This is a genomic window from Mycobacterium sp. OTB74 (genome assembly GCF_029892685.1).
In the GTDB taxonomy this organism is placed as follows: Bacteria; Actinomycetota; Actinomycetes; order Mycobacteriales; family Mycobacteriaceae; genus Mycobacterium.
Window position 1 is genome coordinate 1 of sequence record NZ_JARXVD010000021.1, and the last position, 25,485, is coordinate 25,485.

The window sequence follows — 25,485 nt, forward strand, 5'->3', positions numbered from 1 at the left end:
AGTGTGTGAAGACGTCAGACATCTCCACTAAGCCCGGAGGTCCTCCCTTCTCACAGCCGAATCGTCAACAACGTCCCTGCCGAGTACATCTAGACGTTAAATCTGAACTCCGCGACGTCGCCGTCGTTCAGTAGCTACGTCGTCTCGGCACCCGTCACGGCAAGAATCGTGCGCGCGACTGACTCGGGATGGTCGAGCATCGGGACATGCGCCACATCGGGCAGGACGGTGAACGTGGCCCCCGGCAGGGTTTCACGGACGATGGCTTCGTAGTGCTTGAGCGGAAGCAATGTGTCTCGTTCTCCCCAGGCGACCGTAATCGGGCACGGCAATGGGTCCATCGACTTCACGTATTCGTCTGTGTTGTTGAAGATGTCGTCGACGATGGTGCATTCCAAATTTTGTCTGGCGATCTCGACCGCTCGGGCGGCGCTAAGTCGATTTCCGTGCACTGCGGCATCACGCAAAGCCACTTGCCGCCCAATTGACGAATTCGTTATGACCGGAGTCACCGGCCGTATGCCCAGAGCCAGCACGTGGGTTCGTCTGGCCTTCTTTGCGGCCTGCATCCGGAGCTTGTCCGACCAGATTCCGGCCGGCGAGAAGGCGCAAACTGACGCCGCCCTGCCACGCCGCGCCAATTCGAGCGCCACGAATCCGCCCATCGAGTTGCCGGCTAGGTGCGGCCGATCAAGTCCCTGCTCATCGAGATAGCGTTCGGACGCGTCGATGACGTCCCAGATCGTGACCGGACGCCGCTGCACAGCCGGACCCCCAGGGTGACCGATCGCAGACGGTGTGAAAACTGCGTGATTCGCGACGAGCAGTGGAGCGGTCTCTTGCCAGACCGCGCCCGACATCGTTAAAGGATGAAAGAGTACGAGGGGCGGCAGTTCGGCAGTCATTGGGTGATCCTGGCACCGTGCTTTCGTGCGGTTGGCGACTTTACAATCCTCCGACGTATGGATGCTTATCTGTGCCGGAACTCGACTATGTCGCCGTTGGGCGGTTTGACAACTCCTACGTCCAGGGGTCGAAGCTGTTCACGCCGTCGATGCAACCTTGGTACATGTTCGACAGATTGTCCGGCACGATTTTGGGCCAAGCCGTTCGTGGTGATCCTCAGGTCGCGGTCTAATGTCACGACTTTGAACCGCCAGCCGTTGCCACGGTGAGGCGCTAGCCCGGTCTCCTGTAGCAGAACTCCACCACAATCTGCAGTCGATCAATGCCATGGCCGAGAGGCCACTGCACGGCAGCATCCGCCAGCGCTTCAGTGGCTACCGCGTTTCCAGAGTGGTCCGCACCACCGTAGGGTTACGGGCCAAATCCAGTACCGGGCAATGGGTTTCGACAGCCTCATGCAGCTCGCGGTAGCGCTCATCGGTTTCCGGGCCGGTGACCGTCACCACCACACGCACCTCACCGAAACCGGCACGGACGGCGTCGTCGAGACCAAGAACCCCCGCACATCCAGGTCACCCTCCGCCCGCACGCTGATGTCGTCGACCGCAATGCCCAGCTTCTCCGCCCAGAACCGCCAGGTCACCACCTGGCAGGACAGCAGCGAAGCCAAGTAGTACTCGACTGGGTTGGGCGCAGCATGCTCCCCGCCCAGTGCGGGCGGCTCGTCGACCCCAATGCGGTACTTGCCGAGAGCGACAGTGCTTGCGACTGCGCCGTGAGCCGTCGCCGACGCGCGAAAGACAACCTGGCCGTTCGCAGTGTTGGCGGCGATCGCTTCGCCGGTCGCCGCGATGATTCCAGCGAGTTGGTTCGTCGAGGTGGTCATAGTGGGTCGACGGTAAAGGTGCGCAGGCGGATGGTCGCGGGTTGCGCTCGCGCTGAGGCGAATTCGCGTCGCAAGTGCCCATACTCATTGGGCAGTCGCTGATCGACAGCTGTCAAACAACAGCAGCATACGGACTGCACATGCCTCAAACGCGACGACCTACACGTTGAAGCAGAACTCCACCACGGCACCGCCCAGTGTGCGGTGCCGTGAAGAATATGCGGAACAGCGCCCGCATCGTCAGCAGACCGATAATCTCCTGCGAATGAGGTCAAGTCTGGCCGGCAAAGTTGCTTTCGTTACCGGCGGCGCGTCAGGCATCGGTAGCGCATTGGCCACGCAGCTTGCCGGTGCCGGCGCAGAAGTTTGGATCGCCGATCGTCAAGCTGGCCAAGCGGAGAAGCTAGCGCAGCGCCTCGAAGGCCGCGGTGGAAAGGCGCATGGCGTCGACCTCGACGTGCGCGATTTCCAGTCTTTTGAGAGAGCGGTCAAGGAAGCGGTCGAACAGTCCGGACGAATAGATTTCCTGTTCAACAACGCTGGCATCACAATTGCCGGGGAGATGGATTCGCTGACTCTCAACGATTGGAATGACGTCCTTGATGTGAATCTTCGTGGAGTGGTGCATGGAATCCAGGCGGTGTACCCGATCATGATCGCGCAGCGCTGCGGTCACATCGTGAATACCGCTTCGTTCGCGGGCCTGACGATCGACGCCGGCAACGCGCCCTATACCGCGTCCAAGCACGCCGTCGTAGGAATCTCAAAGACGCTGCGGATCGAAGCCGAGCGCCACGGCGTCAAGGTGTCCGTGCTCTGCCCGGGTGTGATCCGGACCCCGATCATGACCGGCGGGAAGTACGGACGCCTGCAACCCAATGTCGACGAAGCCGAATTTGTTAAGGAGATGTTTGAGTCGCTCAGGCCGATGCCGCCGGACGTCTTTGCTGAACAAGCACTTCGCGCCGTGTTGCGGGGAAGGACAATCATTGTGTTACCTAGGTGGTATCGAGCTCTTTGGTACCTCGAACGGATCTCACCGGCGTTATCGATGCGGATGTCCAAGGCCACGCTGAATCGAAAGCGGCAATTGGAGTCCGAGCCGTCGTGAGGGCGGGCGGGCGTGGCTCAGAACGCATTCACGAGCAGCACATAGGCAAGGGTTCCGGCACCGACACCGAGTAAGGTCCGCCGCCCGGCCAGAAGGTGCAGATCTCGCAGTGACCGCCACCGCGAGCGCCGCGTACGCCAAATGGCTGCCGTCGACCGCGACCTAGCGGAAGGTGCTCGCAGCCAGAATCAACACGATGCCGACCGGCATCCAGGTGGCCATCGTGTTGACGAAATGGGACTTTCGCAGCGGCTGGAGGATCGCGAACGGCACCGCACGCAAGGCCAAGTCGCTGAGGCCAACGTGACGACATCGAGCGTGGGCCATTACGAGGAATTCCGGCCGATTTTGCACGTAGGCCCCCACGTTCGACTGCGGTCGGTTACTGGCGGCTTTCCTGGTTGACCACGGTGACGATCTGGTCGGCGACCAATTGCGGCTGGTAGAGCATCAGGTTGTGGCCGCTGTTGGTAGCCGTCACGTTGACGGTGCCGAGCGCGTCCGCCAGCAGCGTGTTGGCCTGCTGGATCTGGCGCAATGTGTAGTTGTCGGGCTTCAAATCGGTCGGGGGCGGGAGTTTGTCAGAGCTGAGCACGATCGCGCGAACCTGCGGTAGCGGCGGTGCGGCGCTGATGGCGGCGTATGCATCATCGGCCAGGAAGCCTTCGCCGTTGGGGTCGGCCGGTATCGCAGCATCCCGATTGAACGCGGCGTTCTGCTCGGCGTCGCCCTGTGTGGGCAGGAATTCCGAAACCGGGTCGACCATGACCAGCCCGCTGATCAATTCGGGGTGTGTTCGTGCCAGCAGGTCGGCGACGAGACCGCCGTAAGAATGCGCTGCCACTACCACCGGCGTCGAGATACCCAGTGCGGAAAGCAATGTGACGACGTCGTCGACATCCTGGGCAACGGTGTGCGGTTGGGCGCTGGGCGTGGACCGATCCACCCCGTCGGGTCGTGTGTTGGGCCGGTCATACGCGCATACGCGCGTCGTTCTGGCCACCACGGGTTGAGTGGCAGTTGGACTGCGCTCGAGCTTGGCCTGGCCGATGACGTCGTACGGCAACGAACGGACCGGGTCGTCGGCAGGCACGACGACGTTCCATACCTCCGCATAGCTGCCCTTACCCGGAATGATGAGAACCGTGGGCGTGCCGGCGCCCTGGCAGTTCACATATAGGCTGCGACCGCCGCCGATGTCGACCAAGCCCGCGAAATCGCCGGCGGCCCTTGCCGAACCGCAGCCGTTGGCTATGACAGCGGCCAGCGTCAGCGAGATCGAGACCAGCGAGTGCCAGCGCATGCCTAACGATAAGGCCGCTGCCTCCGCCGCAGGTACTTTTACGCCGCAGCCTTACCGCGTCGGAGATGTTCTCACAAAAGCTAAGTTCTGCTACAGAATCCGACGATGGCGGCCGGATCACACTCGACGCTGTCGCGCTGTCGCGACCGTCTCAGCGAGGCTGGTAGTGCAGATAGGCAGTGCCGTTGTCGAAGATCGTGTGCTCAACGAGGCTAAGCACCGGCACTCCGCCGCGTCAACGCAATCATTCCGCCCCAAGGTCCGAGTCACTATCGCCAGCAGCGCCCGTCATGCACGAATGCGAACGCTTGGTGGAGTACAGGATGTCGGCCGGTACGCAGTTAAACGTTGAAGCGGAACTCCACCACGTCGCAGGTCACCGTGGCTCGGCAGGCGGCCGGTGCGGAAGGCGGGTGCCACCCCGGGCGACATACTGCGCTCGCGCGGCATCGAGACTCAGTGACCCGTTAGGGCCACCACGAACGACCTTACTGTCGTGATCATCCTGACCGTCGTCCTCCCAATGACACTCGGCACAAATGTCATATGCGCCGCGCTCCTCAAGCGTCATATGACCGCAGCACGGGCATGAGTAGCCGCCGTCGACGGCTTCAGCGCGTACGTTCAGCTGCGACGTGTAGAAATCAAACCAGCGTGTTCGCTGAGCAAGCAGTTCTTCGTCGCTCAGCATCGGATCGACGTCTGGGCCGCGTGACACACCGCTCACTTCTTCTGCTGTCCAGACGTTGCTTGGAAGCGGAACTCGACAGAGTCGGCGCTCACCACGATCTCTTCCATCGCGGGAGCATTTTCAACTGCATTAAAGTGTGGACCGGAATACCCGATGGGGCGCGCATTCGCCAATATCCATCGGCAAACGGCACTATTTGCGCGATCCATCAAGGTTACCGTGACGGTACGAGGATCGTCTTTTCCGGCCATCACCGCCTCTAGCCAAGACCATAGGGTGCGTTCAGAGTCCACGGCGCGACGTAGCCGCAGGTCAGAGACCTTCGCTCGGGGCCGAAGTCGGACTTCCGACACGGAATCGCCATCACTCTCGTCATACACGACTTCGACACCAAGCCCACTCACTTCGGCAAATCCGACCTCCGTGCCACCGATCATTACCTGGAAGTTGAATGCGCCGACGAGATCGTTGGCCGCCAAGAGCACCTCACTTGTGTCCCACTGACATTCGGCTACGTGTTGAACAGCCTAGCTCTAGGCTTAGCGGGCGAGGCCGCTTCAGCCTGGCCCAAGCAGTCCAAAGGGATAAGGACAGCAGATGGCAACACGCGACAACCCATTCGGCGGCTTCAACTTTATGGTGCGGCTCGGCGATGACGGTGCCGACGACACGATAGTGGGCGGGTTCTCGGACGTCACAGGCCTCGAACAAGAGATCGTGTTCTACGAGTACCGCAATGGAAACGACAAAGAAAACCATCCCCGGAAAATTCCAGGCATCAGCCGAACAGGCGAGGTGGCGTTGAAGCGTGGCGTCATTGGCGATTTGCGACTGTTCTCATGGCTAAAAGAGACCCGAGACGGCTTGTATGATCCAAGAACTGTAACGATCACACTACTGGACGAGAGTCGATCACCAGTCGTCAGTTGGGTCCTTTCCAATGCCCAACCCAAGAAATGGATCGGACCAAACCTCCACGCCCTTGAGCTCGATGGAGTGGCGACCGAAGAACTCATCCTGATAGCCGAAACGATCGACTTCAGGTCGCTTTAGTGGACCCGGTCGCTCCCTCGGCCTGAGCCGTGAGCGAACTTCTGAGCACCGCAGCACGGCACGGCGCGGCTACTTAGCGGCAGCCTTGCCACCAGACGACTAGACGTTGAAGCGGAACTCCACCACGTCACCGTCGGCCATGACGTAGTCCTTGCCTTCCATCCGGACCTTGCCGGCAGCCTTGGCAGCGGCCATCGACCCCGCGTCGACCAGATCATCGAAGGCCACGATCTCGGCCTTGATGAACCCCTTCTCGAAGTCGGTGTGAATGACGCCCGCCGCGCGCGGTGCGGTGTCACCCTGGTGAATGGTCCACGCCCGCGATTCCTTGGGCCCGGCGGTCAGGTAGGTCTGCAGCTTCAACGTCCGAAAACCGGCCTGCGCCAACGCATCCAGACCCCGCTCGGTCTGGCCGATCGACTCCAGCAGCTCGGCCGCGGACTCATCGTCCAATTCCAGCAGCTCGGCCTCGATCTTGGCGTCCAGGAACACCGCTTCGGCGGGCGCCACCATCTCGCGCAGCTCGGCCTTGCGTGCCTCGTCGGTCAGCACCGACTCGTCGGCGTTGAACACGTACAGGAACGGCTTGGTGGTCATCAGGTTCAGCTCGCGCAGCACCGACCAGTCCTTGCCGGTGGAGAACAGTGTCTTGCCCTCGTCGAACACAGCCTGCGCGGCCACCGCAGCCTCCAGCAAGGGCTTGCGGTCCTTGTTGTTGCGAGCTTCCTTCTCCAGCCGCGGCACCGCCTTCTCCAGCGTCTGCATGTCGGCGAGGATCAACTCGGTCTCGATCACCTCGATGTCGGACTTCGGGTCCACCCGGCCGTCGACGTGCACCACGTCGTCATCGGCGAAGGCCCGCACCACCTGGCAGATGGCGTCGGCCTCGCGGATGTTGGCCAGGAACTTGTTGCCCAGGCCCGCGCCCTCGGACGCACCTTTGACGATTCCGGCGATGTCCACAAAGGTCACCGGCGCCGGCACAATCTTCTCCGACCCGAAGATCTCAGCGAGCTTGTCCAGCCGCGGATCGGGCAGTGGCACCACACCCTCGTTGGGTTCGATCGTTGCGAACGGATAATTAGCCGCGAGCACATCATTACGCGTCAACGCGTTGAACAGCGTCGACTTCCCGACGTTCGGCAGACCGACAATTCCCAGGTTCAGACCCACGAGTCAAATAGTTTAAGAGACGCCACACTCCCGCAACGCCCACCAGTCGGCACGGTGGCGTCAATTGCCGGTACGGTCTAGGAGTGTCAGCAGAGCATGATGGGCCCGAAGCTGCCCCGGATCATCGCTCCGCACTGCCCAAAATCCCGGGAATCCCCTGGTGGGGGGCCATTGTGCTGGCCATCACATTCTCCGCGGTGGGGTTCGCCTACGACGCCGGTTCGGGTGACAGAGAACTCAGTGGCTTCTTCTCGTTCTGCTACATCGCCGGATGTGTGCTGGCCGTGCTGGCGGTTCGGCGCTCCGGTGTGTTCACCGCCGTCATCCAGCCTCCGCTGGTGCTGTTCGCCACCATCCCGGCCGCCTATTTCCTGTTCCATGGTGCCAAGATCGGCGGCGTCAAGGACATTCTGATCAATTGCGGTTATCCACTGATCGAGCGTTTTCCGCTGATGTTCTTCACGGCGCTGGCGGTCCTGGCGCTTGGTCTGGTGCGGTGGTTTGTCCTGCCCAAGTTCCAGCGCCCGGTCGACGACGCGGCCGCCACAGAAGGCGGCGAGGCCATCAGCAGTGCACGCCGGTCCCGCCGACCGAGCACCACCGACGAGGCCGAGGACGCCGCTGCGGGCGGGCTGGTCGCCATGCTGTCCGCGAAGCTCACCAAGCTGACAGCAGCCCGCGCCCCGCGCACCCCACGCGCTGCCACCCGGCGCGCCGCCGCAGACGCAGCTGAGGTTGCGCCGCCGCGCCGTTCATCCGGGACCGGACGCGCACCGCGTCCCCGCCCCGCGGCCGACACCCAGATCATCGACCAGCCGGTGCGGCGCCCCCAGCGCGGCAGCCGTCCACGGCCCGCCGCGGATGAACCGTACGGCCTCGTTGAACCACCTGAACCGCGACGCACCGCCCGCCAACCGCGCCGCACCGCGCCGCCGCCGTCTGATCGGCGCGGCGCCGACCTTCGTGAACAGGGCGACGCATATGGGGCGCAGCGGACCGGACGCGGCGATCAGCGCCGGGCAGATCAACGCACGGCGGATCAGCGCCGGTCCGATGCACTCCCGCGACGCCGACACCGTGCGGACGACCCCTACGAACCCGTGGATCGGTTCGACCCCCGACCGGCACGTCCAGCCCCGCGCGGTTCATCGCCTGGTGGAGCCCGCGGCATGGGACCCAACGGACGTGGCGCGTCGACCAACGGAGCTCGTAGCCCAGGAGGCGACAGCGAGGGCAGCGGTACCCGGCACCCGGTGTCCCGCGTCCGCTACCGTGGTTCGGACGACGCCGAACCGCGCCCGGAGCCACGCCCCGACCGTCGGCCGCGCCAGCCCCGCAATTGGGAAGCCGACTCCTGGGAATACGACGTCTGATATCCGGAAAGCTGTTGTCCGGCGCAGGCTTTGCGGCCTGAGGTACGAGCTCTACTGGCGCGCCGGACGAATCTCCCGGGGCAGCGCGAAGACCAAGGTCTCGTTGGCTGTGGTGACCGGTTGCACAGTGCCATAGCCGAACTCGGCCAGCCGCTCGAGCACTCCACGCACCAAGACCTCCGGCACCGACGCACCCGAGGTCACCCCGACCGTCGTCACGCCTTCGAGCCAGGTCGGATCGATGTCCTCCGCGTAGTCGACCAGGTGCGAGGCCCGCGAGCCGGCATTCAGGGCCACCTCGACCAGTCGCACCGAGTTCGACGAATTACGCGAACCCACGACGATGACCAACTCACACTCCGGTGCCATCGCCTTGACCGCCACCTGGCGGTTCTGGGTGGCGTAGCAGATGTCGTCGCTGGGCGGGTCCTGCAGCGTCGGGAACTTCTCCCGCAGTCGGCGCACGGTCTCCATGGTCTCGTCGACGCTCAGCGTGGTCTGCGACAGCCAGATGACCTTGTTCACGTCACGGACCGTCACGTTGTCCACCGCATCCGGGCCGTCGACCAACTGCACGTGGTCGGGCGCCTCACCGGCAGTGCCGATCACCTCTTCGTGGCCCTCATGGCCGATCAACAGGATGTCGTAATCGTCGCGGGCGAAGCGCTTCGCCTCGTTGTGCACCTTGGTCACCAACGGGCAGGTGGCATCGATGACCTTGAGGTCCCGGGCTGCGGCGGTTTCGTGCACCGTCGGCGCCACACCATGGGCCGAGAACACCACGATGGCGCCCTCGGGCACCTCGTCGGTCTCGTCGACGAAGATGGCGCCGGCCTTGGCCAGCGTGTCCACCACGTGCCGGTTGTGCACGATCTCGTGGCGGACGTAGACCGGGGCGCCGTGCTTCTCCAGCGCTCGCTCGACGGTCTCGACGGCGCGGTCGACACCGGCGCAGTAGCCCCGCGGTTCGGCGAGCAACACCCGCTTCCCGCCCTCAGCCGTGGCTGCGGCGGCCACCGAGCTCGTGGTACCCGGAATGCCCATATTGATCGTCGGCGGCATGGCTCAAGGGTACTGATGACCAGCCGGGCAGAGCCAGCCGTACTCTGGCAGCCATGTCTAGTGCACCCTATGGGGTCCGCCTGTTGATCGGCGCGACGGCAACTGTGCTCGAAGAGACCTTGCGGCTCCCCCAGACCATCTTGACTTACCCCATGACGCTGGCGAGTCAGGTCGCTGGGCTCGTCATGAAGATGCAGCAGGATCTGGCCGAGCTGGTCATCAAGGGCGACGAAACACTGGAGCAGTGGTTCCCGCCCAAGGACGAGCAACCCGAGTGGGCCACCTTCGACGAGGACCTGCCTGACGACTCGGCGTCCGTCACCGAGATACGGCACGACGGCACCCGACTCACCGAGGGCCGGTTTGCGCTGTACAGCACCGATCCCGCCGATGCGCAGCAGAGCGCTACCCCGGCCGGCACCACCGCCTCGACCACCGCCACCGCCGAGGTGCCCGGCATCGTAGAGGAACTCGGCTACGAGGAGCTGACCCTGGCCCAGCTGCGCGCCCGCCTGACTTCCATGAAGCTGGGCGACCTGGAATCACTGCTGGCGTACGAGGAGGCCACCAAGGCTCGCGCCCCGTTCCAGACCCTGTTGAGCAACAGAATCACCCGCATGTCCGCGAAGTGATCGGGCGGTGACTGGGGCAGGATCAGGTGCGGCAGGATCAAGCGCGGCCGAACCCGCGAACTCGGCCGAGAACCCCTGGCCGGTACGCGCGGTGTCTACCCGGGTCGCCAAGTACATCGACCGCCTCGGCACCATCTGGATCGAAGGCCAGCTCACCGAGCTGAAGCTGCGCCAGTCCACCGCTTGGATGGTGCTGCGTGACCCCGCGGCAGACATGTCGCTGTCGGTCAGCTGCCCCCGCGCCCTGGTGGATGACGCTCCCGTCCCGTTGTCCGAGGGCACCCAGGTGGTCATGCAGGGCAAGCCGCAGTTCTACACCCGCAACGGATCATTCTCGTTGCGGATCAGCCAGATTCGCGCTGTCGGGATCGGTGAACTACTCGCACGCATCGACCGGCTACGTCGGCTGCTGGATGCCGAGGGCCTGCTCGACCCACGACTGAAGCGGCCGATCCCGTTCCTGCCCAACACCATTGGGCTGATCACCGGACGAGCGTCCGCAGCCGAACGCGACGTCATGTCTGTTGCTGCCGGTCGTTGGCCCGCAGTACGATTCGACGTCCGCAACACCGCGGTACAGGGCACCAATGCAGTGCCGCAGATCGTAGAAGCCTTGCGCGCGTTGGATTCTGAGCCGAACGTGGACGTCATCGTGATAGCTCGCGGCGGCGGCAGCGTCGAGGACCTGCTTCCGTTCTCGGATGAGACGCTGTGCCGGGAAATCTCCAAGTGCAAGACACCGGTGGTCAGCGCTGTCGGACACGAACCCGACAGCCCTCTGTGCGACCTGGTCGCCGACCTCCGGGCAGCGACCCCCACCGACGCGGCCAAACGCATCGTGCCCGACGCAACGGCCGAACAAGCTCTGGTGTCCGATCTACGCCGGCGCAGCGCCCAGGCGCTACGCAACTGGGTAAACCGGGAACAGCGGGTGATCGCCCAGCTGCACAGCCGCCCGGTGCTGGCCCAGCCGCTGCAGGCGTTGGACGCCCGGCACGATGAGATCCAGCGCGCGGTGGCTGCCGGCCGTCGGGACATAAAACGACTGATCGCTGCCGAGTCCGACCATGTCGGCCACCTGACCGCCCGGCTGTCCACATTGGGCCCCGCCGCGACGCTGGCCCGTGGCTACGCGGTGGTCCAGAACTTGTCGGCGGATGGCTCGGTGCTGCGGTCGGTGCACGACGCTCCGGCTGGGGCCAAATTACGAATCCGGGTTGCCGACGGCGCCGTCATCACCACGAGCGAGGGCATAGATGAAGAACGTTAGTGAGCTGGGATACGAGGACGCGCGTGACGAACTGATCGAGGTGGTGCGCCGACTGGAAGAGGGCGGACTGAATCTGGACACCTCGTTGCAGCTCTGGGAAAGGGGCGAACAACTGGCCAAACGGTGCGAGGAGCACTTGGCCGGCGCCCGCCAGAAGGTCGAGGACGTGCTCGCCGCGGGCACCGACGCGGAAACCTGAGAACTTCGGAGATTCTCCGAACAAACTCGAAACTGGAACACGTTTCAGTTATCCTCTTGACCCATGGGTGATGCTTCCTTGACCACCGACCTCGGCCGCGTCCTGGTGACCGGCGGGTCCGGCTTCGTCGGCGCCAACCTGGTGACCGAACTGCTCGACCGCGGGCACCAGGTCCGTTCCTTCGACCGGGCACCCTCGCCCCTGGCCGACCAGGAGAACCTGCAGAAGGTGCAGGGCGACATCACCAACAGCGACGATGTCGCTGCCGCGGTGGCCGACGTCGACACCATCATCCACACCGCAGCCATCATCGACCTGATGGGTGGTGCATCGATCACCGACGAATACCGCCAGCGCAGCTTCTCGGTGAACGTCGAAGGCACAAAGGCTTTGGTGCACACCGCGCAGGCCGCCGGCGTTGCACGCTTCGTCTACACCGCGTCCAACAGCGTGGTCATGGGTGGGCAGGACATCGTCAACGGCGACGAGAACATGCAGTACACCAACAGGTTCAACGACATCTACACAGAAACCAAGGTGATTGCCGAGAAGTTCGTACTCAGCCAGAACGGCGAGCACGGCATGCTCATCTGCTCCATCCGCCCCAGCGGCATCTGGGGCCGCGGCGACCAGACCATGTTCCGCAAGGTGTTCGAGAACGTGCTCGCGGGCCACGTCAAAGTGCTCGTCGGCAACAAGAACATCAAGCTGGACAACTCCTACGTGCACAACCTGATTCACGGTTTCATCCTGGCCGCCGAGCATCTGGTGCCCGGTGGCACCGCGCCCGGCCAGGCCTACTTCATCAACGACGGCGATCCGATCAACATGTTCGAGTTCGCCCGTCCGGTCATCGCGGCATGCGGACACAACCTGCCCAACTTACGAGTGTCCGGCCGACTGGTGCACAAGGCCATGATGGTGTGGCAGCGTCTGCACTTCAGGTTCGGCATCCGCGAGCCGCTGATCGAACCGCTTGCGGTAGAACGGCTTTACCTCAACAACTACTTTTCGATCGCAAAGGCCAAACGCGATCTGGGTTACGAACCGCTGTTCACCACCGAGCAGGCGACGAAGGAATGCCTGCCGTACTACGTCGACCTGTTCCACCAGATGGCAGCGGCGACCGGGTAGCCGTCACCGGATTCGGCTCAGCCCCATAGCGACATCAAGCCGACGTAGGTCGCCGTCCCGATCAGGATCGACAACAACGCTTGGCCACGCACCCAGTGCAGGCCTGTAGTCACTGCCACCGCGATGCCCAGCCAAAGCAGTTGGCGGGCGCTGCCGTCGGTCTGCCCACGCAGGGTGTAGATAGCCAGCATGGCCATCACCCCGAGTGGCATGTGCGTGCTCAGGTAACGCACCACGACGCTATGCCGCATCGGCGCCAGAATGGCGAACGGCAGCGCCCGCAGTGCCCAGGTGATCCCGGCAGCGACGGCCACCAGCAGTGCGATGTGCCCCGCGCCGTCAGGCATCGCCGCGCTGTTCGACTGCCAGGCGGGCCAGTAGCACCACGGTGAACGCTGCAAACGCACACACCAGCAGCTGGCCTGGCACCAACAGCCAGGAAGCCACTGCACAAGCCACCGCCGCCAGCGCGGTCACCCGATCAGGCCGCTGCCGGTAGGCATCGATGGCCAGCACGACGAACAATGCCGTCAGCGCAAATTCCAGTCCCCGCAACCGTTCGACCGGCAGCGCCAGGCCAATCAAACCGCCCAGCGCCGCTCCGGTGACCCAAAGCCCTTGCAGCGCAGCCTGCATCATCAGAATCGGACGGGTGGTCCACCGCTCCGCAGCCGGGCTGACCGCCACCGCATAGGCCTCGTCGGACAGTGTGTAGGTGCTATAGAGCTTGCCCGTCACAGCCTTGACCCGGTCCAGCGGAAAGGACAGCGCATAGAAGGCGTGCCGACTGTTGACGATGAATGTGGTCAGGGCGACCGCGCCGACCGGCGCCGCTGCCGCCGCCAGACCCACGATCAAGAATTCCAACGACCCGGCGTAGATCACCGCGGCGAATACCGGCGCCCACCACCAAGCCAAGCCTGCGTGTACCACCAGCAGCCCAAGCGCCATGCCCAGCGGAATGAACGCCAACCCGATCGGTGCGGTCGCGGCTATGACCTGACGCACCGAATGGTTGGACATGCCAATAGTCTGCCCCGAACGGGATCGACTGCTTCAGCGGTACAAGTGCACCGGATGGTGTGTCGCCTGTTCTATGCGGGCCGACGCAGCATGCAGCAGCTCGGTGCCCAACGTGATGAGGGCGCGGGCCGCCGCTATCTCCTCACCGATCATCGGTGTACCCGGATCTCGGGGGTTGCGGTAGGCATCTCCGGTGGTGGATATCGTGTCGTCGCGCAGGTGCGCCCGGGCCGATGCGTGGGTGTGGATCTCGTCCTCGGAGAACTCGATCTCGACGAGCCACTTGTTGGTCAAATCCATGTCGTACATGTCGATCACCTTCCCCATCAAGCGTGCGCCGAAAAGCCACTGCGCGCCAGAGTGAAAATTGGGCCGGATCAGACGCGGGGGCGGCGGCTATCGAGTTGCACCCGCAGGGTATTCGAGTGAACTCGATTCTCCCGGGTTTCGCCGAGACGGTGCTGGTCACCGGAAACCGGCAGCAGTTCGTTGAAATGATGGGCGTGGACTTCGACGAAATCGTGGCGATGCGTCAGGGCGGCTACCTGGACATCGACAACTCGGCCGAGGTCGCGGCGTTCCTGGCCGGTGACCGGTCGGCATTCTGCACCGGCGGTGAGTACGTGGTCGACGGCGGAATGACCGCCAGCCTTATGTGAGTGTTGGGGGGCACCCAACCAGCCCCCCAACAACTTTCACGACGCGACGGCTCTGCTCGACGAAATCGCACGGCTTGTACTGGTGGTCGAAGAAATCCTGGTCCTTACATCGGCTCGACGGCCGGCGGCTTCCAACTGCCGTCGAGAATGGCCGGTTCACCCCAGTAAGCCCGGATGTACAACGAGAAATAGCCATCCGGCGCCGGCAACCAGTTCGATTCCTTTTCCGGCCCAGGCGATTTCGACCCCGCGTACATCGTCAGCGAACCATCCGCATCCCTGACCAGGGTCTTGTTCTTGGTGCCCAACGAGTATCTGTTCAACGGGTTCGCGTTGAACAGGTGCTTGTCGTTGTACAACGTCAACGAGGTGAAGCCCTTGACCGGCGGCTCCCGCCCAGGCGCGAATGTCACCTTGTAACTGCGCGATCCTTGCAGCGGCGCACCGGTGGCATCGTTGTCGGTGTAGAAGTACTGCGTCTCGGTGGGCCGGTTGTCGAACATGTTCGACCGTGCAGTGCCGGTGCGATTGAAATAGTCGACACCCCACTGGGCATTGTTGGTCGAGCGGTTCCAGCCATTGCCCGCGGGACGACCGTTGTGCACCCATTCGAAGAACGGAGCGATGACGTCCTGCTCACTTGCCACCGCGGTATCCAGCAACACCTGGTGAATGGCCGGATCCTGTTTGGCCGCATCCATCAGTGACCGGAACTGTGCGTACAACGCCTCCTCTCCGGGCAGCGGAGCGACGGTGTCGAGCACCTGAGGCAACTGGTCGAAAAACCTCTCCGGCACAACCCATTTCGTTTCGCCGCTCGCAGCATCGGACGGTGGCGCAGGGATTTCGGGAAGCTTGGCCCATTCGACGGTCTTCATCTTGCCCTCGAACTCGGACAGCGGATAGATGTTGATTTGATTGATCACCGACTGGATCGCTGAGCGGTCCTCACGGGTGTCATCCATGAACACCCGGGGCAGCGCAATGGCCAGCGGAGTTGAGGACCGGAGAATCGCCTCCACACCATTGGGTTTGTCGCCCTTCCAGTTAGGGCCGGCGAGCAGGTAGAAGCCCGGTTTGGTGGAGTAGGGCTTGCCCAGCTCACCGAATTGATCGGTGCGAGCGTCGCTCAGCGCGTAGACCCAGAACCGATCTCCGAAATCGGGAACCTGGGCGATCACCGGCTGCTCGTCCAGTGACAGATATGCCAGGCCATATACGACGTCCTGGTTGGGGCAGGTGACGAAAGTTTCGCTTGGTTCAATGTAATTCGATAGCATGGCCAGCCGTCCCTGCGGCGCGACCGGCAGCACACCGCCCAGCAGTCCCGGTTGCGGCGCCTTGGTGATGGTGTCGTGCCGATTGATCATGTTGACCATCGGCCAACCCCACACGTATGCGGTCTGAGCGATGGTTCTGGCGTAACCCGGTGTCATCGTGATGCCCGACGCCGGCTGCGTCATCTGGGAAGCCGGCGCACCGTTCGCACCTGGTGACGGCGCCGGGGATGAAGTGCCCGAAGCCGATTGATTCGAAGCGGCCTTCTGCTCAGGCTTGGAGCATGCGGCAGCGGCAGTGGCCGCCCCGACCGTCGCGGCCGCCAGGCCCGCGGCACGTAGGGCCCATCGACGGGAAAGTTCGCTTGCCGCGATGAAACTGCCTTCCAGCCGAATTGGGTCCTTCAACTGATCGCTTCCATTCCTACTCGAATTCTCTATGAACCGGCACGAACTCCGCCGATTGCACAGGACCGTCCCCTAGCCTTTGACGGGGGTCCGACCATCAGAGACGGAGGCAAGAACGTGCCGAACGGTAAGCCGAACATCATGGTCATCTGGGGCGATGACATCGGGATCAGCAATCTGAGTTGCTACAGCGACGGCCTGATGGGCTATCGAACACCAAATATCGACCGCCTCGCCGACGAAGGCATGCGATTCACCGATTCCTACGGTGAGCAAAGTTGCACCGCGGGCCGCGCGGCCTTCATCAGTGGGCAAAGCGTATACCGCACCGGGATGAGCAAAGTCGGCGTCCCCGGTGTGGACATCGGTTGGGCCGCAGAGGATCCGACCATCGCCGAGCTGCTGAAGCCGATGGGCTACGCCACCGGCCAGTTCGGTAAGAACCACTTCGGCGACATGAACAAGTTCCTGCCGACAGTGCACGGATTCGACGAGTTCTTCGGCAACCTCTATCACCTCAACGCCGAGGAAGAGCCTGAGAACTTCGATTACCCGCATGAAGACCAATACCCCCGGCTGTACAACCTGGCCAAGCCGCGCGGCGTGCTCAAGTGCAAGGCCACCACCGAGGTGTCGACCGAACCGGATGACCCGAAGTTCGGACCCGTCGGTAAGCAGATCATCGAAGACACCGGCCCGCTGAACACCAAGCGCATGGAGACCATCGACGAGGACATCGCTGATGCCACAGTCGATTACATCAAGCGCCAGCATTCGGCAGGCAATCCGTTCTTCGTCTGGTGCAACTTCACGCACATGCATCTGTACACCCACACCAAGCCGGAGAGCCGTGGCCAGGCCGGGCTGTGGCAGTCGCCGTACCACGACACCATGATCGACCATGACCGCAACGTGGGCACGGTGCTCAACGTGTTGGACGAACTCGACATCGCCGAGGACACCATCGTCATCTACTCGACTGACAATGGGCCGCACCGCAATTCGTGGCCGGACGCCGGAACCACACCATTCCGTAGTGAGAAAGACACCAACTGGGAGGGTGCATTCCGCGTTCCGGAGATCATCCGCTGGCCCGGAAAGATCAAGGCGCGCAGCGTCTCCAACGAGATTATTCAGCACCACGACTGGCTGCCCACGTTGCTGGCCGCGGCGGGCGACCCCGACATCACCGAGAAGCTCAAGAAGGGCCACAAAGCCGGCGCCGATGGCAATACCGAGTACAAGGTCCACATCGACGGCTACAACCTGCTGCCGTACCTCACCGGCGAGGTCGAGACCAGCCCGCGTCGTGGCTTCTTCTACTTCTCCGACGACGCCGAACTGCTGGCGCTTCGGTTCGAGAACTGGAAGATAGTCTTCGCGGAGCAGCGATGCCCTGGGACACTGCGGATTTGGGCCGAGCCGTTCACCCCACTGCGGGTGCCGAAGATCTTCAACCTGCGTACCGATCCTTATGAGTTCGCCGATGTCACGTCAAACACCTACTACGAGTGGCTGTTACGGCACGACTACTTCATCTTCTACGCCACCGCAATGGCCTCGAAGTTCCTCGACACGTTCAAGGAATTTCCGCCCCGGCACCCGCCGGCCAGCTTCAGCGTCGATCAGATCGTCGAAAATCTTCACGCTTACCTTGCAAAGGACTGAAAGATGCCAAACGGAAAACCCAACATCCTTGTCATCTGGGGCGATGACATCGGGATCAGCAACCTCAGCTGCTACAGCATGGGGCTAATGGGGTACCAGACACCCAACATCGACCGCCTCGCCAAAGAAGGCATGCTGTTCACCGACTCTTACGGCGAACAGAGCTGTACCGCCGGCCGTTCTGCGTTCATCACCGGGCAGAGCGTCTACCGAACCGGTCTGTCCAAGGTCGGGTTTCCGGGAGCCGACGTCGGGCTACAGGCCGAAGACCCGACCATCGCCGAATGCCTCAAGCCACTCGGGTACGCGACGGGGCAGTTCGGCAAGAACCACCTCGGTGACCTCAACAAGTACCTGCCGACGGTGCACGGGTTCGATGAGTTCTTCGGAAACCTGTACCACCTCAACGTGGAAGAGGAACCCGAGCTCCCGGATTATCCGAAGAAGGAACAGTTCCCGATTCTGGCCGACCTGCAGCGCCCGCGCGGTGTCATCCACTCCTGGGCCACTGACGAGGTCTCGACCGAACCGGACGATCCGAAGTACGGCCCCGTCGGCAAGCAACGTATCGAGGACACCGGGCCGCTGACCAAGAAGCGGATGGAGACCATCGACGACGACACCACCGATGCCTGCGTCGACTTCATCAAGCGCCAGGTAGACGCGGACACGCCGTTCTTCGTCTGGATGAACACCACCCACATGCACCTGCGGACCCACACCAAGCCGGAATCGCTTGGCCAGGCCGGTGTTTGGCAGTCGCCATACCACGACACCATGGTCGACCACGACCGTCACGTCGGGAAGCTGCTCAACCTGGTCGACGAATTGGGCATCGCCGACGACACCGTCGTCATCTACTCCACAGATAACGGTCCGCACGCCAACACCTGGCCCGACGGCGCGACGACCCCGTTCCGCAGCGAGAAGAACACCAACTGGGAAGGTGCGTTCCGCGTCCCCCAGTTGATCCGCTGGCCCGGAAAGATCAAGGCGGGCAGCATCTCCAACGAGATCATCCAGCACCACGATTGGTTCCCCACATTCCTCGCCGCGGCCGGGGAGCCGGACATCATCGACAAGCTCAAAGCTGGATACAAGGTGGGCGACAAGGAGTTCAAGGTCCACCTCGACGCGTTCAACCTGCTGCCGTACCTCATCGGCGAAGTCGAAGAAAGCCCACGCAAGGGCTTCATCTACTTCTCGGATGACTGCGATGTGCTCGGATTACGTTTCCACAACTGGAAAGTGGTGTTCCAGGAACAGCGCTGCCAGGGCACCTTGCAGATCTGGGCAGAGCCATTCACGCCACTGCGAGCACCGAAGGTGTTCAACCTGCGTACAGATCCGTACGAGCGGGCCGACGTCACGTCCAATACGTACTACGACTGGTGGCTCGATCACGACTACATCGCGTTCTACGCAGGAGCCATCGTGACGCAGTTCCTGGAGACCTTCAAGGAATTCCCGCCACGACAGGAAGCGGCATCGTTCACCATCAACCACGCGGTGGAGAAGCTGCACGCGTTCCTGGCAGCCGACTAGATGCTGGAGCATTGGAACGACGGGCCCACGAAGTCGGCAATTGTCGACTTCGTGGGCCGAGTCAACTCGGTAGGCCCGGATTTCGTTGAGCCGCAAGACCGTATCGCGGTTTTCGACAATGACGGCACGCTGTGGTGCGAGAAGCCGGCGTACATCCAGCTGGATTTCCTGGTCCGCCGCATGGCCGAGCAGGCCACCGCTGACCCGTCGCTGACGGCTGGACAGCCTTACGCGGCAGCTGCCTCCGGCGACCTGGCCTGGTTTGGCAACGCCGTGACAAAGCATTACAACGGCGACGATTCGGACCTGAAAATCCTTGCTGGAGCCGTTTTTTCGGCCTATCAAGGGTTGCCGGTGGAGGAACACGCTCAACGCGTCGCGGCGTTCTTCGCCCGAGCCCAGCACCCGACCCTGCATCGGCCGTACACCGACTTGGGATACGCCCCGATGGTTGAGTTGTTGCGGTATCTGGAATCAGCCGGGTTCACCTGTTACATCGTCTCCGGCGGTGGCCGAGATTTCATGCGTCCGGTCACCGGTGCCATGTACGGCATCCCGCCGGAACGAGTGATCGGCAGCACGGTCGCCGTGCAATACCGCGACGGGGATGTGCTCACCACGGCGCAGCCGGAGTTCCTTTCCGACGGACCGATCAAGCCGGCCCGGATCTGGAGCCGGGTCGGACGGCGGCCCATCTTCGCGGCCGGCAACTCCAACGGCGACATCGAGATGCTCGAGTACACCCGCGGCTTGCGGATGCTGGTGTTGCACGACGACGCCGACCGCGAATTCGCCTATACCGCAGGCGCGCAGAAGGCGCTGGACCTGGCGCAAACCCACGGCTGGACCGTCGCCAGCATGCGCACGGACTGGGCCACCGTCTTCGATGCCTGACCTTCCGCCCAAACAGACAAACGGGCCAAAAAGTGCGAGTACAACCGGCCAAAACGTCGATTTCGACGCAGCCTGGATTCCCGGGCAGACCACCACCGTGGGCTCCGACGACCACTACCCCGAGGAGGCACCTGCGCACACCGTGACGGTGGAAGGCTTCTGGATGCAGCGTCACCAGGTGACCAACGCGCAGTTCGGGGCATTTATCGAGGCCACCGGATACGTCACGGTCGCCGAGCGCCCACTCGATCCCGCCGACTATCCGGGCGCCCCGCCGGAGAATCTGCAGCCAGGGTCCATGGTCTTCCGCCGCACTGCGGGCCCGGTCGACCTGCGTCATCTGAGCCAGTGGTGGGCCTGGACCCCCGGCGCCTGCTGGAACCATCCACGTGGACCGCGGTCCTCCCTGGTCAACCGTGAGAACCATCCAGTCGTCCACGTCGCGTTCGAAGACGCTGCGGCATATGCAGATTGGGCCGGACTGATGCTGCCGACCGAGGCGCAGTGGGAGGTCGCGGCCCGCGCAGGCCTGCCGCACGCCACATACACCTGGGGCGACGATCCCGAACCAACCGGCCAGCGGCTCGCGAACTACTGGCACGGCGAATTCCCCTACCTACCCGACACCGGCTACGGACAGACCTCCAACGTCGGACAGTTCGAGCCGAACGGCTACGGGCTGTTGGACATGGCGGGCAACGTCTGGGAATGGACAACCGACTTTTACGGTGACACCCGGGATGTCCAACCCTGTTGCGCTGCAGAAAGTTACGACCGCGGCCAGCCAGGAAAGCCAGTAGCCCGCCGTGTGATCAAGGGCGGGTCGTTCCTGTGCGCCGACAGTTACTGCCTGCGCTACCGCCCGGCCGCACGGCGGCCGCAGGCCGTCGACACCGGAATGAGCCACATCGGCTTCCGCTGCGTCCAAGTGGATTCTTGAAACGGAATCCGACCTGCGACGTTTCCGAGAATTGCAGATACCGCCTGTGATTTGCCTGGCAATAGCCGTCAGATCACGCGCCCAATTCAGTACCTGAACATCGCCACACCTCGGAGAGAACGCCGCCAGAAACTATTTCCGTACGACCCCGCCGCCGCAGACCCCCGGTTTACCATCGTGCGCATGACTGACCCAGCCGAGGAACCTGACGTCACCACCCACGAACCCGACGTCACCGTCGCCGAATCTGACGTCACCGTCGCCGAACCTGAAGTCGCCACCGACGAATCCGAACCCAAGGTCAACCACCACCACGCAGTGTCCAAGCCTCGCTCAGTAGCCTTGCCGATCGCCATTTGTGCAGCCGTGATCGGCCTTGCCGCGCTGGGGCTTTCGATCTGGGGACTCGTTCGCCATCCGCATGAAACGGCCACCAGCTCTCTGTCCCCCGCAGACGCCAAGACAAAGGCGTGCACGGCATTCGGCACGGTCGCACGTGCCGTCAGTCTGCAGACCAACGCCCAGCTCGGAGATGACCCGACGGCCCGCGCAGCGGTGGCGGCCAACGCCCGTCTGGCCACGCTGGGTGGTGGGCAATATCTGATGGCGGCGCTCGACCCGTCGACGCCGAACAACATCGCCGACCCCGCGCGCAGTTTCGCCAGCGCCCTGACCGACATCGGTATGAGTCAGCTAGCCGGCGCAGCCAACGACAATCCGGACCAAGTCGCCAGGCTGAAGACCGCCGAAGGCAACATCGTCACTTTGACCGGCCTCTGCAAGTAGGCCTTTTGGCCGACACATGTGCAGCCGTGAGCGGCTGACGGCTGCATACGACCAGCCCTCCCGAAGGGCGTCTGGTAAGGATTACGAGAACGCCCGTCAAATGCCTTGAGTTGGGAGCCACAGTTGAGTGACGCGGTACTGGTAACCGGAGCCTTCGGCATGGTCGGCTCGCAGACGGTGCGGCGCCTGGCTGCCGACGGCCGCCGGGTGGTCGCGACCGATCTGGATGTGCCGGCCAATCGCAAAGCTGCCGAGAAGCTGCCGCCCGGCGTGCAGTTGCGCTACGCAGACCTGACCGACCCGGCCGCGGTCGATGCGCTGGTCAGCGAGGTGGCACCGGCCGCGATAATCCACCTCGCCGCCATCATCCCGCCGTTCTGCTACGCCCGGCGAGGGCTGGCCCGCAAGGTCAACGTCGATGCCACCGCGTACCTGTTGGCGGCCGCGGCCAAGCAACCCACGCCGCCGCGGTTCGTGCAGGCTTCCAGCATCGCGGTCTACGGCGCCCGCAACCCGCACAAGATCAGCGATGTGCTGACTGCCGAAACTCCGGTCAATCCGTCTGACATCTACGGCCAGCACAAGGTCGAAGCCGAGGCTTTGGTGCGCGCTTCGGGCCTGAACTGGCTGATCCTGCGTCTGGGCGGGGTGCTGACCTCAGAGCCGGGCTTCAGCATGGACCGCGACCTTTTGTTCTTCGAGGGTGTGCTGCCCGCGGATGGGCGGCTGCAAACCGTCGACGTGCGCGATGTCGCCTCCGCGTTCGCCGCGGCCACCACGGTCGATGTCATCGGACGAGTTCTGCTGATCGGCGGTGACGACAGCCACCGGCAGCTCCAGGGCCAGATCGCACCGCAGACCACCGCAGCCATGGGTGTCGGCCAGCTGATGCCCACCGGCCGGCCGGGCAACCCGGACAGCGACACCGACTGGTTCGCCACCGACTGGATGGACGCCACAACCGCGCAGGAAATCCTTGGCCACCAACATTATTCGTGGCCGCAAACATTGTCCGACACCGCGGCCTTCATCGGCTGGAAGCGCTGGCCCATGAAGCTGGTCGCCCCGCTGGCCCGCGCCTACTTCACCAAAAACAATGTCTACCAAGGTGTTCCGGGGCCCTATGCGGACGTCTGGAACACCATCCGCAGCAAGTGGGGCGAGCCGGGTCCCGACGGCGGCGCACAGTAGCCACCCGAACCACCCTGAGACTGCACGCAGGAGAAACTTCATGAGCACCCAACGCAACGCCCTCGTGGTCGGTGGCGCCTCCGGCATCGGCTGGGCCTCGGCCCAGGGACTGGCGGCCCAGGGTTACCGGGTCACCATCGCCGACCTGAACGCCGACGGCGCCGCGGCCCGCGCTGCCGAACTGGGCGCACCGCACACCGCGGTAGCGGTAGACGTGACCGACGAGGCTTCCGTCGCAGCGGCTTTCGAGTCCGCCGGCGAGCTGGACGCGGTAGTCAGCTGTGCCGGGTTCTCCAACATCGGGCTGATCGTCGACCTTGCAGTCGCCGATTTCCGCTCGGTGGTCGAGTGCTGTCTGATCGGTGGGTTCACCGTCGCCAAGTACGCGGGACGTCATCTGCGTGAGGGTGGTTCGCTCGTTTCGATCTCGTCGCTCAACGGCCGCCAGCCGGCTGTCGGGATGAGCGCCTACTGTGCCGCCAAGGCCGGCCTGTCCATGCTGACCCAGGTCGCCGCACTAGAGATGGCCGCCAAGGGAATTCGGGTCAACGCGGTGGCGCCGGGTTTCGTGCGCACCCCGCTGACCGAGGGTGCCGCGATGGTCCCCGGTGTGGTCGAGGAGTACATCGAGAACACCGCATTGGGGCGGGCCGGCACTCCGGAAGACATCGCCAACGCGGTGCTGTTCCTGTGCTCGGACCAAGCCTCCTGGATGACCGGTGAGGTACTGGATCTCAACGGTGGCGCGCACATGAAGCGCTACCCGGACATCATCGGGCACGTCATGAAACTCGCTCAGGGGCAATGAGTTTCGCCGGCAAACAGGCGCTGGTGACCGGGGCCGGCTCGGGCATCGGAGCGGCACTGTGCCGTGCACTGGCGCAGGCCGGTGCCGAAGTGGTGTGCACCGACATTGACGGCGAGGCGGCGGCCCGAACCGCCGCCGAAATCGGCGCCCGCTGGGCCGCCCTCGACGTCACCGACGCCGCCGCCGTTCAGGGTGCAGTCGACGAAGTGGTGAACCGGGCCGGGCGTATCGACCTGTTGTTCAACAACGCCGGCATCGTCTGGGGCGGCAATACCGAACTGCTGACGCTGGACCATTGGAACGCGATCATCGACATCAACCTGCGTGGCGTGGTGCACGGCGTGGCCGCGGCCTACCCGCAGATGATCCGGCAAGGTCACGGCCACATCATCAACACCGCGTCGATGGCCGGACTTGCTGCCGCGGGGCAGGTCACCAGCTATGTGATGACCAAACACGGCGTGGTCGGACTGTCATTGGCGCTGCGGTCCGAGGCTGCCGCGCATGGCATCGGGGTGCTGGCGGTCTGCCCGGGCGCGGTGGAGACACCCATCCTGGACAAGGGCGCGGTCGGCAGATTCCGTGGGCGTGAATACTTCTCGCAAGCCGGATCGAAGCCGTATTCGCCTGACCGGCTGGCCCAGGACACCTTGCGAGCCATCGAGAAGAACAAGGCCATTCTGATCAAGCCCCGTGCCGCACACGGCCAATGGCTGTTCGCCCGGCTGGCGCCAGGCTTGATGCAGCGCGCGGCGATCGGATTCGTCGCTCGTCAGCGAGCGTCGCAGAATCGCACCGACTAGATCGGTTGCGCTCTCTGGGTCGCCTCGGCCAGCGTCCGGTAATCACCTTCGCCGGCAGAACCGGTAACCGCCACCTGCGCGGGCCCCTTGGGGCTGTTCAGGCGGGCAGTCCAGACCGGCTCCGACGATCCGCCCTGTCTACTGTCGCCCGTGTCCCCCGCGCCCTCGTAAACCACCCAGTGCACGCCGTCGATGTCCTGCGCGCCAGTCGGATACATGCCGCTGTGGATCGAAGCAACCAGCTTCTCCTCGTCAGCGTTGCTCTGGATCAGTGCCAGATACATTCCGGCGGCTGTCAGGTAGCCGACCGTCGAGGACACGGCGCGGAACCGCTGCCGGGTCGACGGGTCGGTCCGGCCCGCATCGATACCACCCCGCGAGCCAGAATTGGCGTGCCAGCCGTCGGGCAGCACCGGCACGCGGATCGGGATGCCGAGGGCCGCGGCGTCGGCCTTGAGCGCTGCCTGGGCGTCGTATTGTGGGGCCGGGCCCTTACCCGGTCCATTCGGCGCAAAAGAGCACATGCCGAGGATGCCTGCCAGCACGATGCAGGCCACAACCAGCGGCGCCATCGACCAGAACATATCGCGGCCGTCCTGCAACAGACGGTCCTTGGCGGGCCGAGGTACCGGAACCGACTGACCAGCACCGATGGGTACGGGCTGCGGTTCGGGCGAGTCCGGATCTGAT

General features: G+C 63.6%; 26 protein-coding genes and 1 pseudogene. 16 read left to right on the forward strand and 11 right to left on the reverse strand.

Annotated features, from left to right (window positions below; translation table 11 throughout):
- Positions 1-134: 134 nt before the first annotated feature.
- Positions 135-905, reverse strand: coding sequence for an alpha/beta hydrolase (locus M2432_RS23065; protein WP_280829169.1), 771 nt, complete (start codon positions 903-905; stop codon positions 135-137).
- Positions 906-1,280: 375 nt separating this feature from the next.
- Positions 1,281-1,792 (reverse strand): annotated as a pseudogene (locus M2432_RS23070) (OsmC family protein).
- Between the two features lie 265 nt (positions 1,793-2,057).
- Between M2432_RS23070 and M2432_RS23075 the strand changes: the two are divergent.
- Positions 2,058-2,903, forward strand: a complete 846-nt coding sequence (locus M2432_RS23075; protein WP_280829170.1) for an SDR family NAD(P)-dependent oxidoreductase — start codon at positions 2,058-2,060, stop codon at positions 2,901-2,903.
- A 382-nt stretch (positions 2,904-3,285) separates the two neighbouring features.
- Here M2432_RS23075 and M2432_RS23080 read toward each other — a convergent pair whose 3' ends face one another.
- Together M2432_RS23080 and M2432_RS23085 are read right to left on the reverse strand one after the other, a co-directional pair.
- Entirely contained in the window at positions 3,286-4,206 is a 921-nt protein-coding gene (locus tag M2432_RS23080; protein ID WP_280829171.1) for an alpha/beta hydrolase, read from the reverse strand.
- Positions 4,207-4,929: 723 nt separating this feature from the next.
- On the reverse strand, positions 4,930-5,376 hold the full coding sequence (locus tag M2432_RS23085; protein ID WP_280829172.1) for a phage tail protein: 447 nt from the start codon (positions 5,374-5,376) through the stop codon (positions 4,930-4,932).
- Positions 5,377-5,494: 118 nt separating this feature from the next.
- Here M2432_RS23085 and M2432_RS23090 point away from each other — a divergent pair, with 118 nt between their 5' ends.
- The gene (locus M2432_RS23090; RefSeq protein ID WP_280829173.1) at positions 5,495-5,950 is read left to right on the forward strand and encodes a phage tail protein; all 456 of its coding nucleotides are present in this window, start codon (positions 5,495-5,497) and stop codon (positions 5,948-5,950) included.
- A gap of 99 nt (positions 5,951-6,049) precedes the next feature.
- Here M2432_RS23090 and ychF read toward each other — a convergent pair whose 3' ends face one another.
- The gene (gene ychF / locus M2432_RS23095; protein WP_280829174.1) at positions 6,050-7,123 is read right to left on the reverse strand and encodes a redox-regulated ATPase YchF; all 1,074 of its coding nucleotides are present in this window, start codon (positions 7,121-7,123) and stop codon (positions 6,050-6,052) included.
- Between the two features lie 83 nt (positions 7,124-7,206).
- Between ychF and M2432_RS23100 the strand changes: the two genes are divergently transcribed.
- The gene (locus M2432_RS23100) at positions 7,207-8,496 is read left to right on the forward strand and encodes a DUF6542 domain-containing protein (protein ID WP_280829175.1); all 1,290 of its coding nucleotides are present in this window, start codon (positions 7,207-7,209) and stop codon (positions 8,494-8,496) included.
- 51 nt (positions 8,497-8,547) lie between these two features.
- Here M2432_RS23100 and M2432_RS23105 read toward each other — a convergent pair whose 3' ends face one another.
- On the reverse strand, positions 8,548-9,558 hold the full coding sequence (locus M2432_RS23105; protein WP_280829176.1) for a 4-hydroxy-3-methylbut-2-enyl diphosphate reductase: 1,011 nt from the start codon (positions 9,556-9,558) through the stop codon (positions 8,548-8,550).
- Positions 9,559-9,611: 53 nt separating this feature from the next.
- On the opposite strand from M2432_RS23105, the gene M2432_RS23110 reads away from it, so the two are divergent.
- From M2432_RS23110 to M2432_RS23125, 4 genes are all read left to right on the forward strand, one after another.
- The gene (locus tag M2432_RS23110; RefSeq protein WP_280829177.1) at positions 9,612-10,190 is read left to right on the forward strand and encodes a lipid droplet-associated protein; all 579 of its coding nucleotides are present in this window, start codon (positions 9,612-9,614) and stop codon (positions 10,188-10,190) included.
- 7 nt (positions 10,191-10,197) lie between these two features.
- Positions 10,198-11,460, forward strand: coding sequence for an exodeoxyribonuclease VII large subunit (gene xseA, locus M2432_RS23115; RefSeq protein ID WP_280829178.1), 1,263 nt, complete (start codon positions 10,198-10,200; stop codon positions 11,458-11,460).
- Complete coding sequence (locus M2432_RS23120) at positions 11,447-11,659, forward strand: exodeoxyribonuclease VII small subunit (RefSeq protein WP_280829179.1); 213 nt, start codon at positions 11,447-11,449, stop codon at positions 11,657-11,659. Before xseA ends, M2432_RS23120 begins: the two co-directional genes overlap by 14 nt.
- A 63-nt stretch (positions 11,660-11,722) precedes the next feature.
- Positions 11,723-12,793, forward strand: coding sequence for an NAD-dependent epimerase/dehydratase family protein (locus M2432_RS23125; RefSeq protein ID WP_280829180.1), 1,071 nt, complete (start codon positions 11,723-11,725; stop codon positions 12,791-12,793).
- Positions 12,794-12,810: 17 nt separating this feature from the next.
- On the opposite strand, the gene M2432_RS23130 is transcribed toward M2432_RS23125, so the two are convergent.
- From M2432_RS23130 to M2432_RS23140, 3 genes are read right to left on the reverse strand one after another with little or no spacing between them, the layout of a single operon-like run.
- A complete protein-coding gene (locus M2432_RS23130) occupies positions 12,811-13,140 on the reverse strand; it encodes an AzlD domain-containing protein (RefSeq protein WP_280829181.1) in 330 nt (109 codons plus the stop codon).
- Positions 13,133-13,816, reverse strand: a complete 684-nt coding sequence (locus M2432_RS23135) for an AzlC family ABC transporter permease (protein ID WP_280829182.1) — start codon at positions 13,814-13,816, stop codon at positions 13,133-13,135. The genes M2432_RS23130 and M2432_RS23135 overlap by 8 nt, the downstream gene beginning before the upstream one ends.
- Positions 13,817-13,849: 33 nt before the next feature.
- Positions 13,850-14,125: a DUF1876 domain-containing protein gene (locus M2432_RS23140; protein WP_280829183.1), complete on the reverse strand. Its 276-nt coding sequence runs from the start codon at positions 14,123-14,125 to the stop codon at positions 13,850-13,852.
- On the opposite strand from M2432_RS23140, the gene M2432_RS23145 reads away from it, so the two are divergent.
- A complete protein-coding gene (locus M2432_RS23145; RefSeq protein WP_280829184.1) occupies positions 14,050-14,475 on the forward strand; it encodes an SDR family oxidoreductase in 426 nt (141 codons plus the stop codon). The two genes, M2432_RS23140 and M2432_RS23145, sit on opposite strands and share 76 nt — an antisense overlap.
- A gap of 104 nt (positions 14,476-14,579) precedes the next feature.
- Here the strand turns inward: M2432_RS23145 and M2432_RS23150 are convergent, their stop codons facing one another.
- Entirely contained in the window at positions 14,580-16,160 is a 1,581-nt protein-coding gene (locus M2432_RS23150; RefSeq protein ID WP_280829185.1) for a DUF1254 domain-containing protein, read from the reverse strand.
- A gap of 117 nt (positions 16,161-16,277) precedes the next feature.
- Here M2432_RS23150 and M2432_RS23155 point away from each other — a divergent pair, with 117 nt between their 5' ends.
- From M2432_RS23155 to M2432_RS23190, 8 genes are all read left to right on the forward strand, one after another.
- The gene (locus M2432_RS23155) at positions 16,278-17,828 is read left to right on the forward strand and encodes an arylsulfatase (protein ID WP_280829186.1); all 1,551 of its coding nucleotides are present in this window, start codon (positions 16,278-16,280) and stop codon (positions 17,826-17,828) included.
- Positions 17,829-17,831: 3 nt separating this feature from the next.
- Positions 17,832-19,373, forward strand: a complete 1,542-nt coding sequence (locus M2432_RS23160; protein WP_280829187.1) for an arylsulfatase — start codon at positions 17,832-17,834, stop codon at positions 19,371-19,373.
- A complete protein-coding gene (locus M2432_RS23165; RefSeq protein ID WP_280829188.1) occupies positions 19,374-20,267 on the forward strand; it encodes an HAD family hydrolase in 894 nt (297 codons plus the stop codon). It abuts the gene before it with no gap.
- 76 nt (positions 20,268-20,343) lie between these two features.
- Positions 20,344-21,207, forward strand: coding sequence for a formylglycine-generating enzyme family protein (locus M2432_RS23170; protein ID WP_280829265.1), 864 nt, complete (start codon positions 20,344-20,346; stop codon positions 21,205-21,207).
- A gap of 183 nt (positions 21,208-21,390) precedes the next feature.
- Positions 21,391-21,993 (forward strand): hypothetical protein, encoded by a 603-nt coding sequence (locus tag M2432_RS23175; RefSeq protein ID WP_280829189.1) that lies wholly within the window; start codon positions 21,391-21,393, stop codon positions 21,991-21,993.
- A gap of 123 nt (positions 21,994-22,116) precedes the next feature.
- Positions 22,117-23,184, forward strand: coding sequence for an NAD(P)-dependent oxidoreductase (locus M2432_RS23180; RefSeq protein ID WP_280829190.1), 1,068 nt, complete (start codon positions 22,117-22,119; stop codon positions 23,182-23,184).
- A gap of 40 nt (positions 23,185-23,224) precedes the next feature.
- Positions 23,225-23,992, forward strand: a complete 768-nt coding sequence (locus tag M2432_RS23185) for an SDR family NAD(P)-dependent oxidoreductase (protein WP_280829191.1) — start codon at positions 23,225-23,227, stop codon at positions 23,990-23,992.
- Complete coding sequence (locus M2432_RS23190) at positions 23,989-24,795, forward strand: SDR family NAD(P)-dependent oxidoreductase (protein ID WP_280829192.1); 807 nt, start codon at positions 23,989-23,991, stop codon at positions 24,793-24,795. Before M2432_RS23185 ends, M2432_RS23190 begins: the two co-directional genes overlap by 4 nt.
- Here the strand turns inward: M2432_RS23190 and M2432_RS23195 are convergent.
- A complete protein-coding gene (locus M2432_RS23195) occupies positions 24,792-25,448 on the reverse strand; it encodes a DUF4245 domain-containing protein (RefSeq protein ID WP_280829266.1) in 657 nt (218 codons plus the stop codon). The genes M2432_RS23190 and M2432_RS23195 overlap by 4 nt on opposite strands.
- Positions 25,449-25,485: the final 37 nt, after the last annotated feature.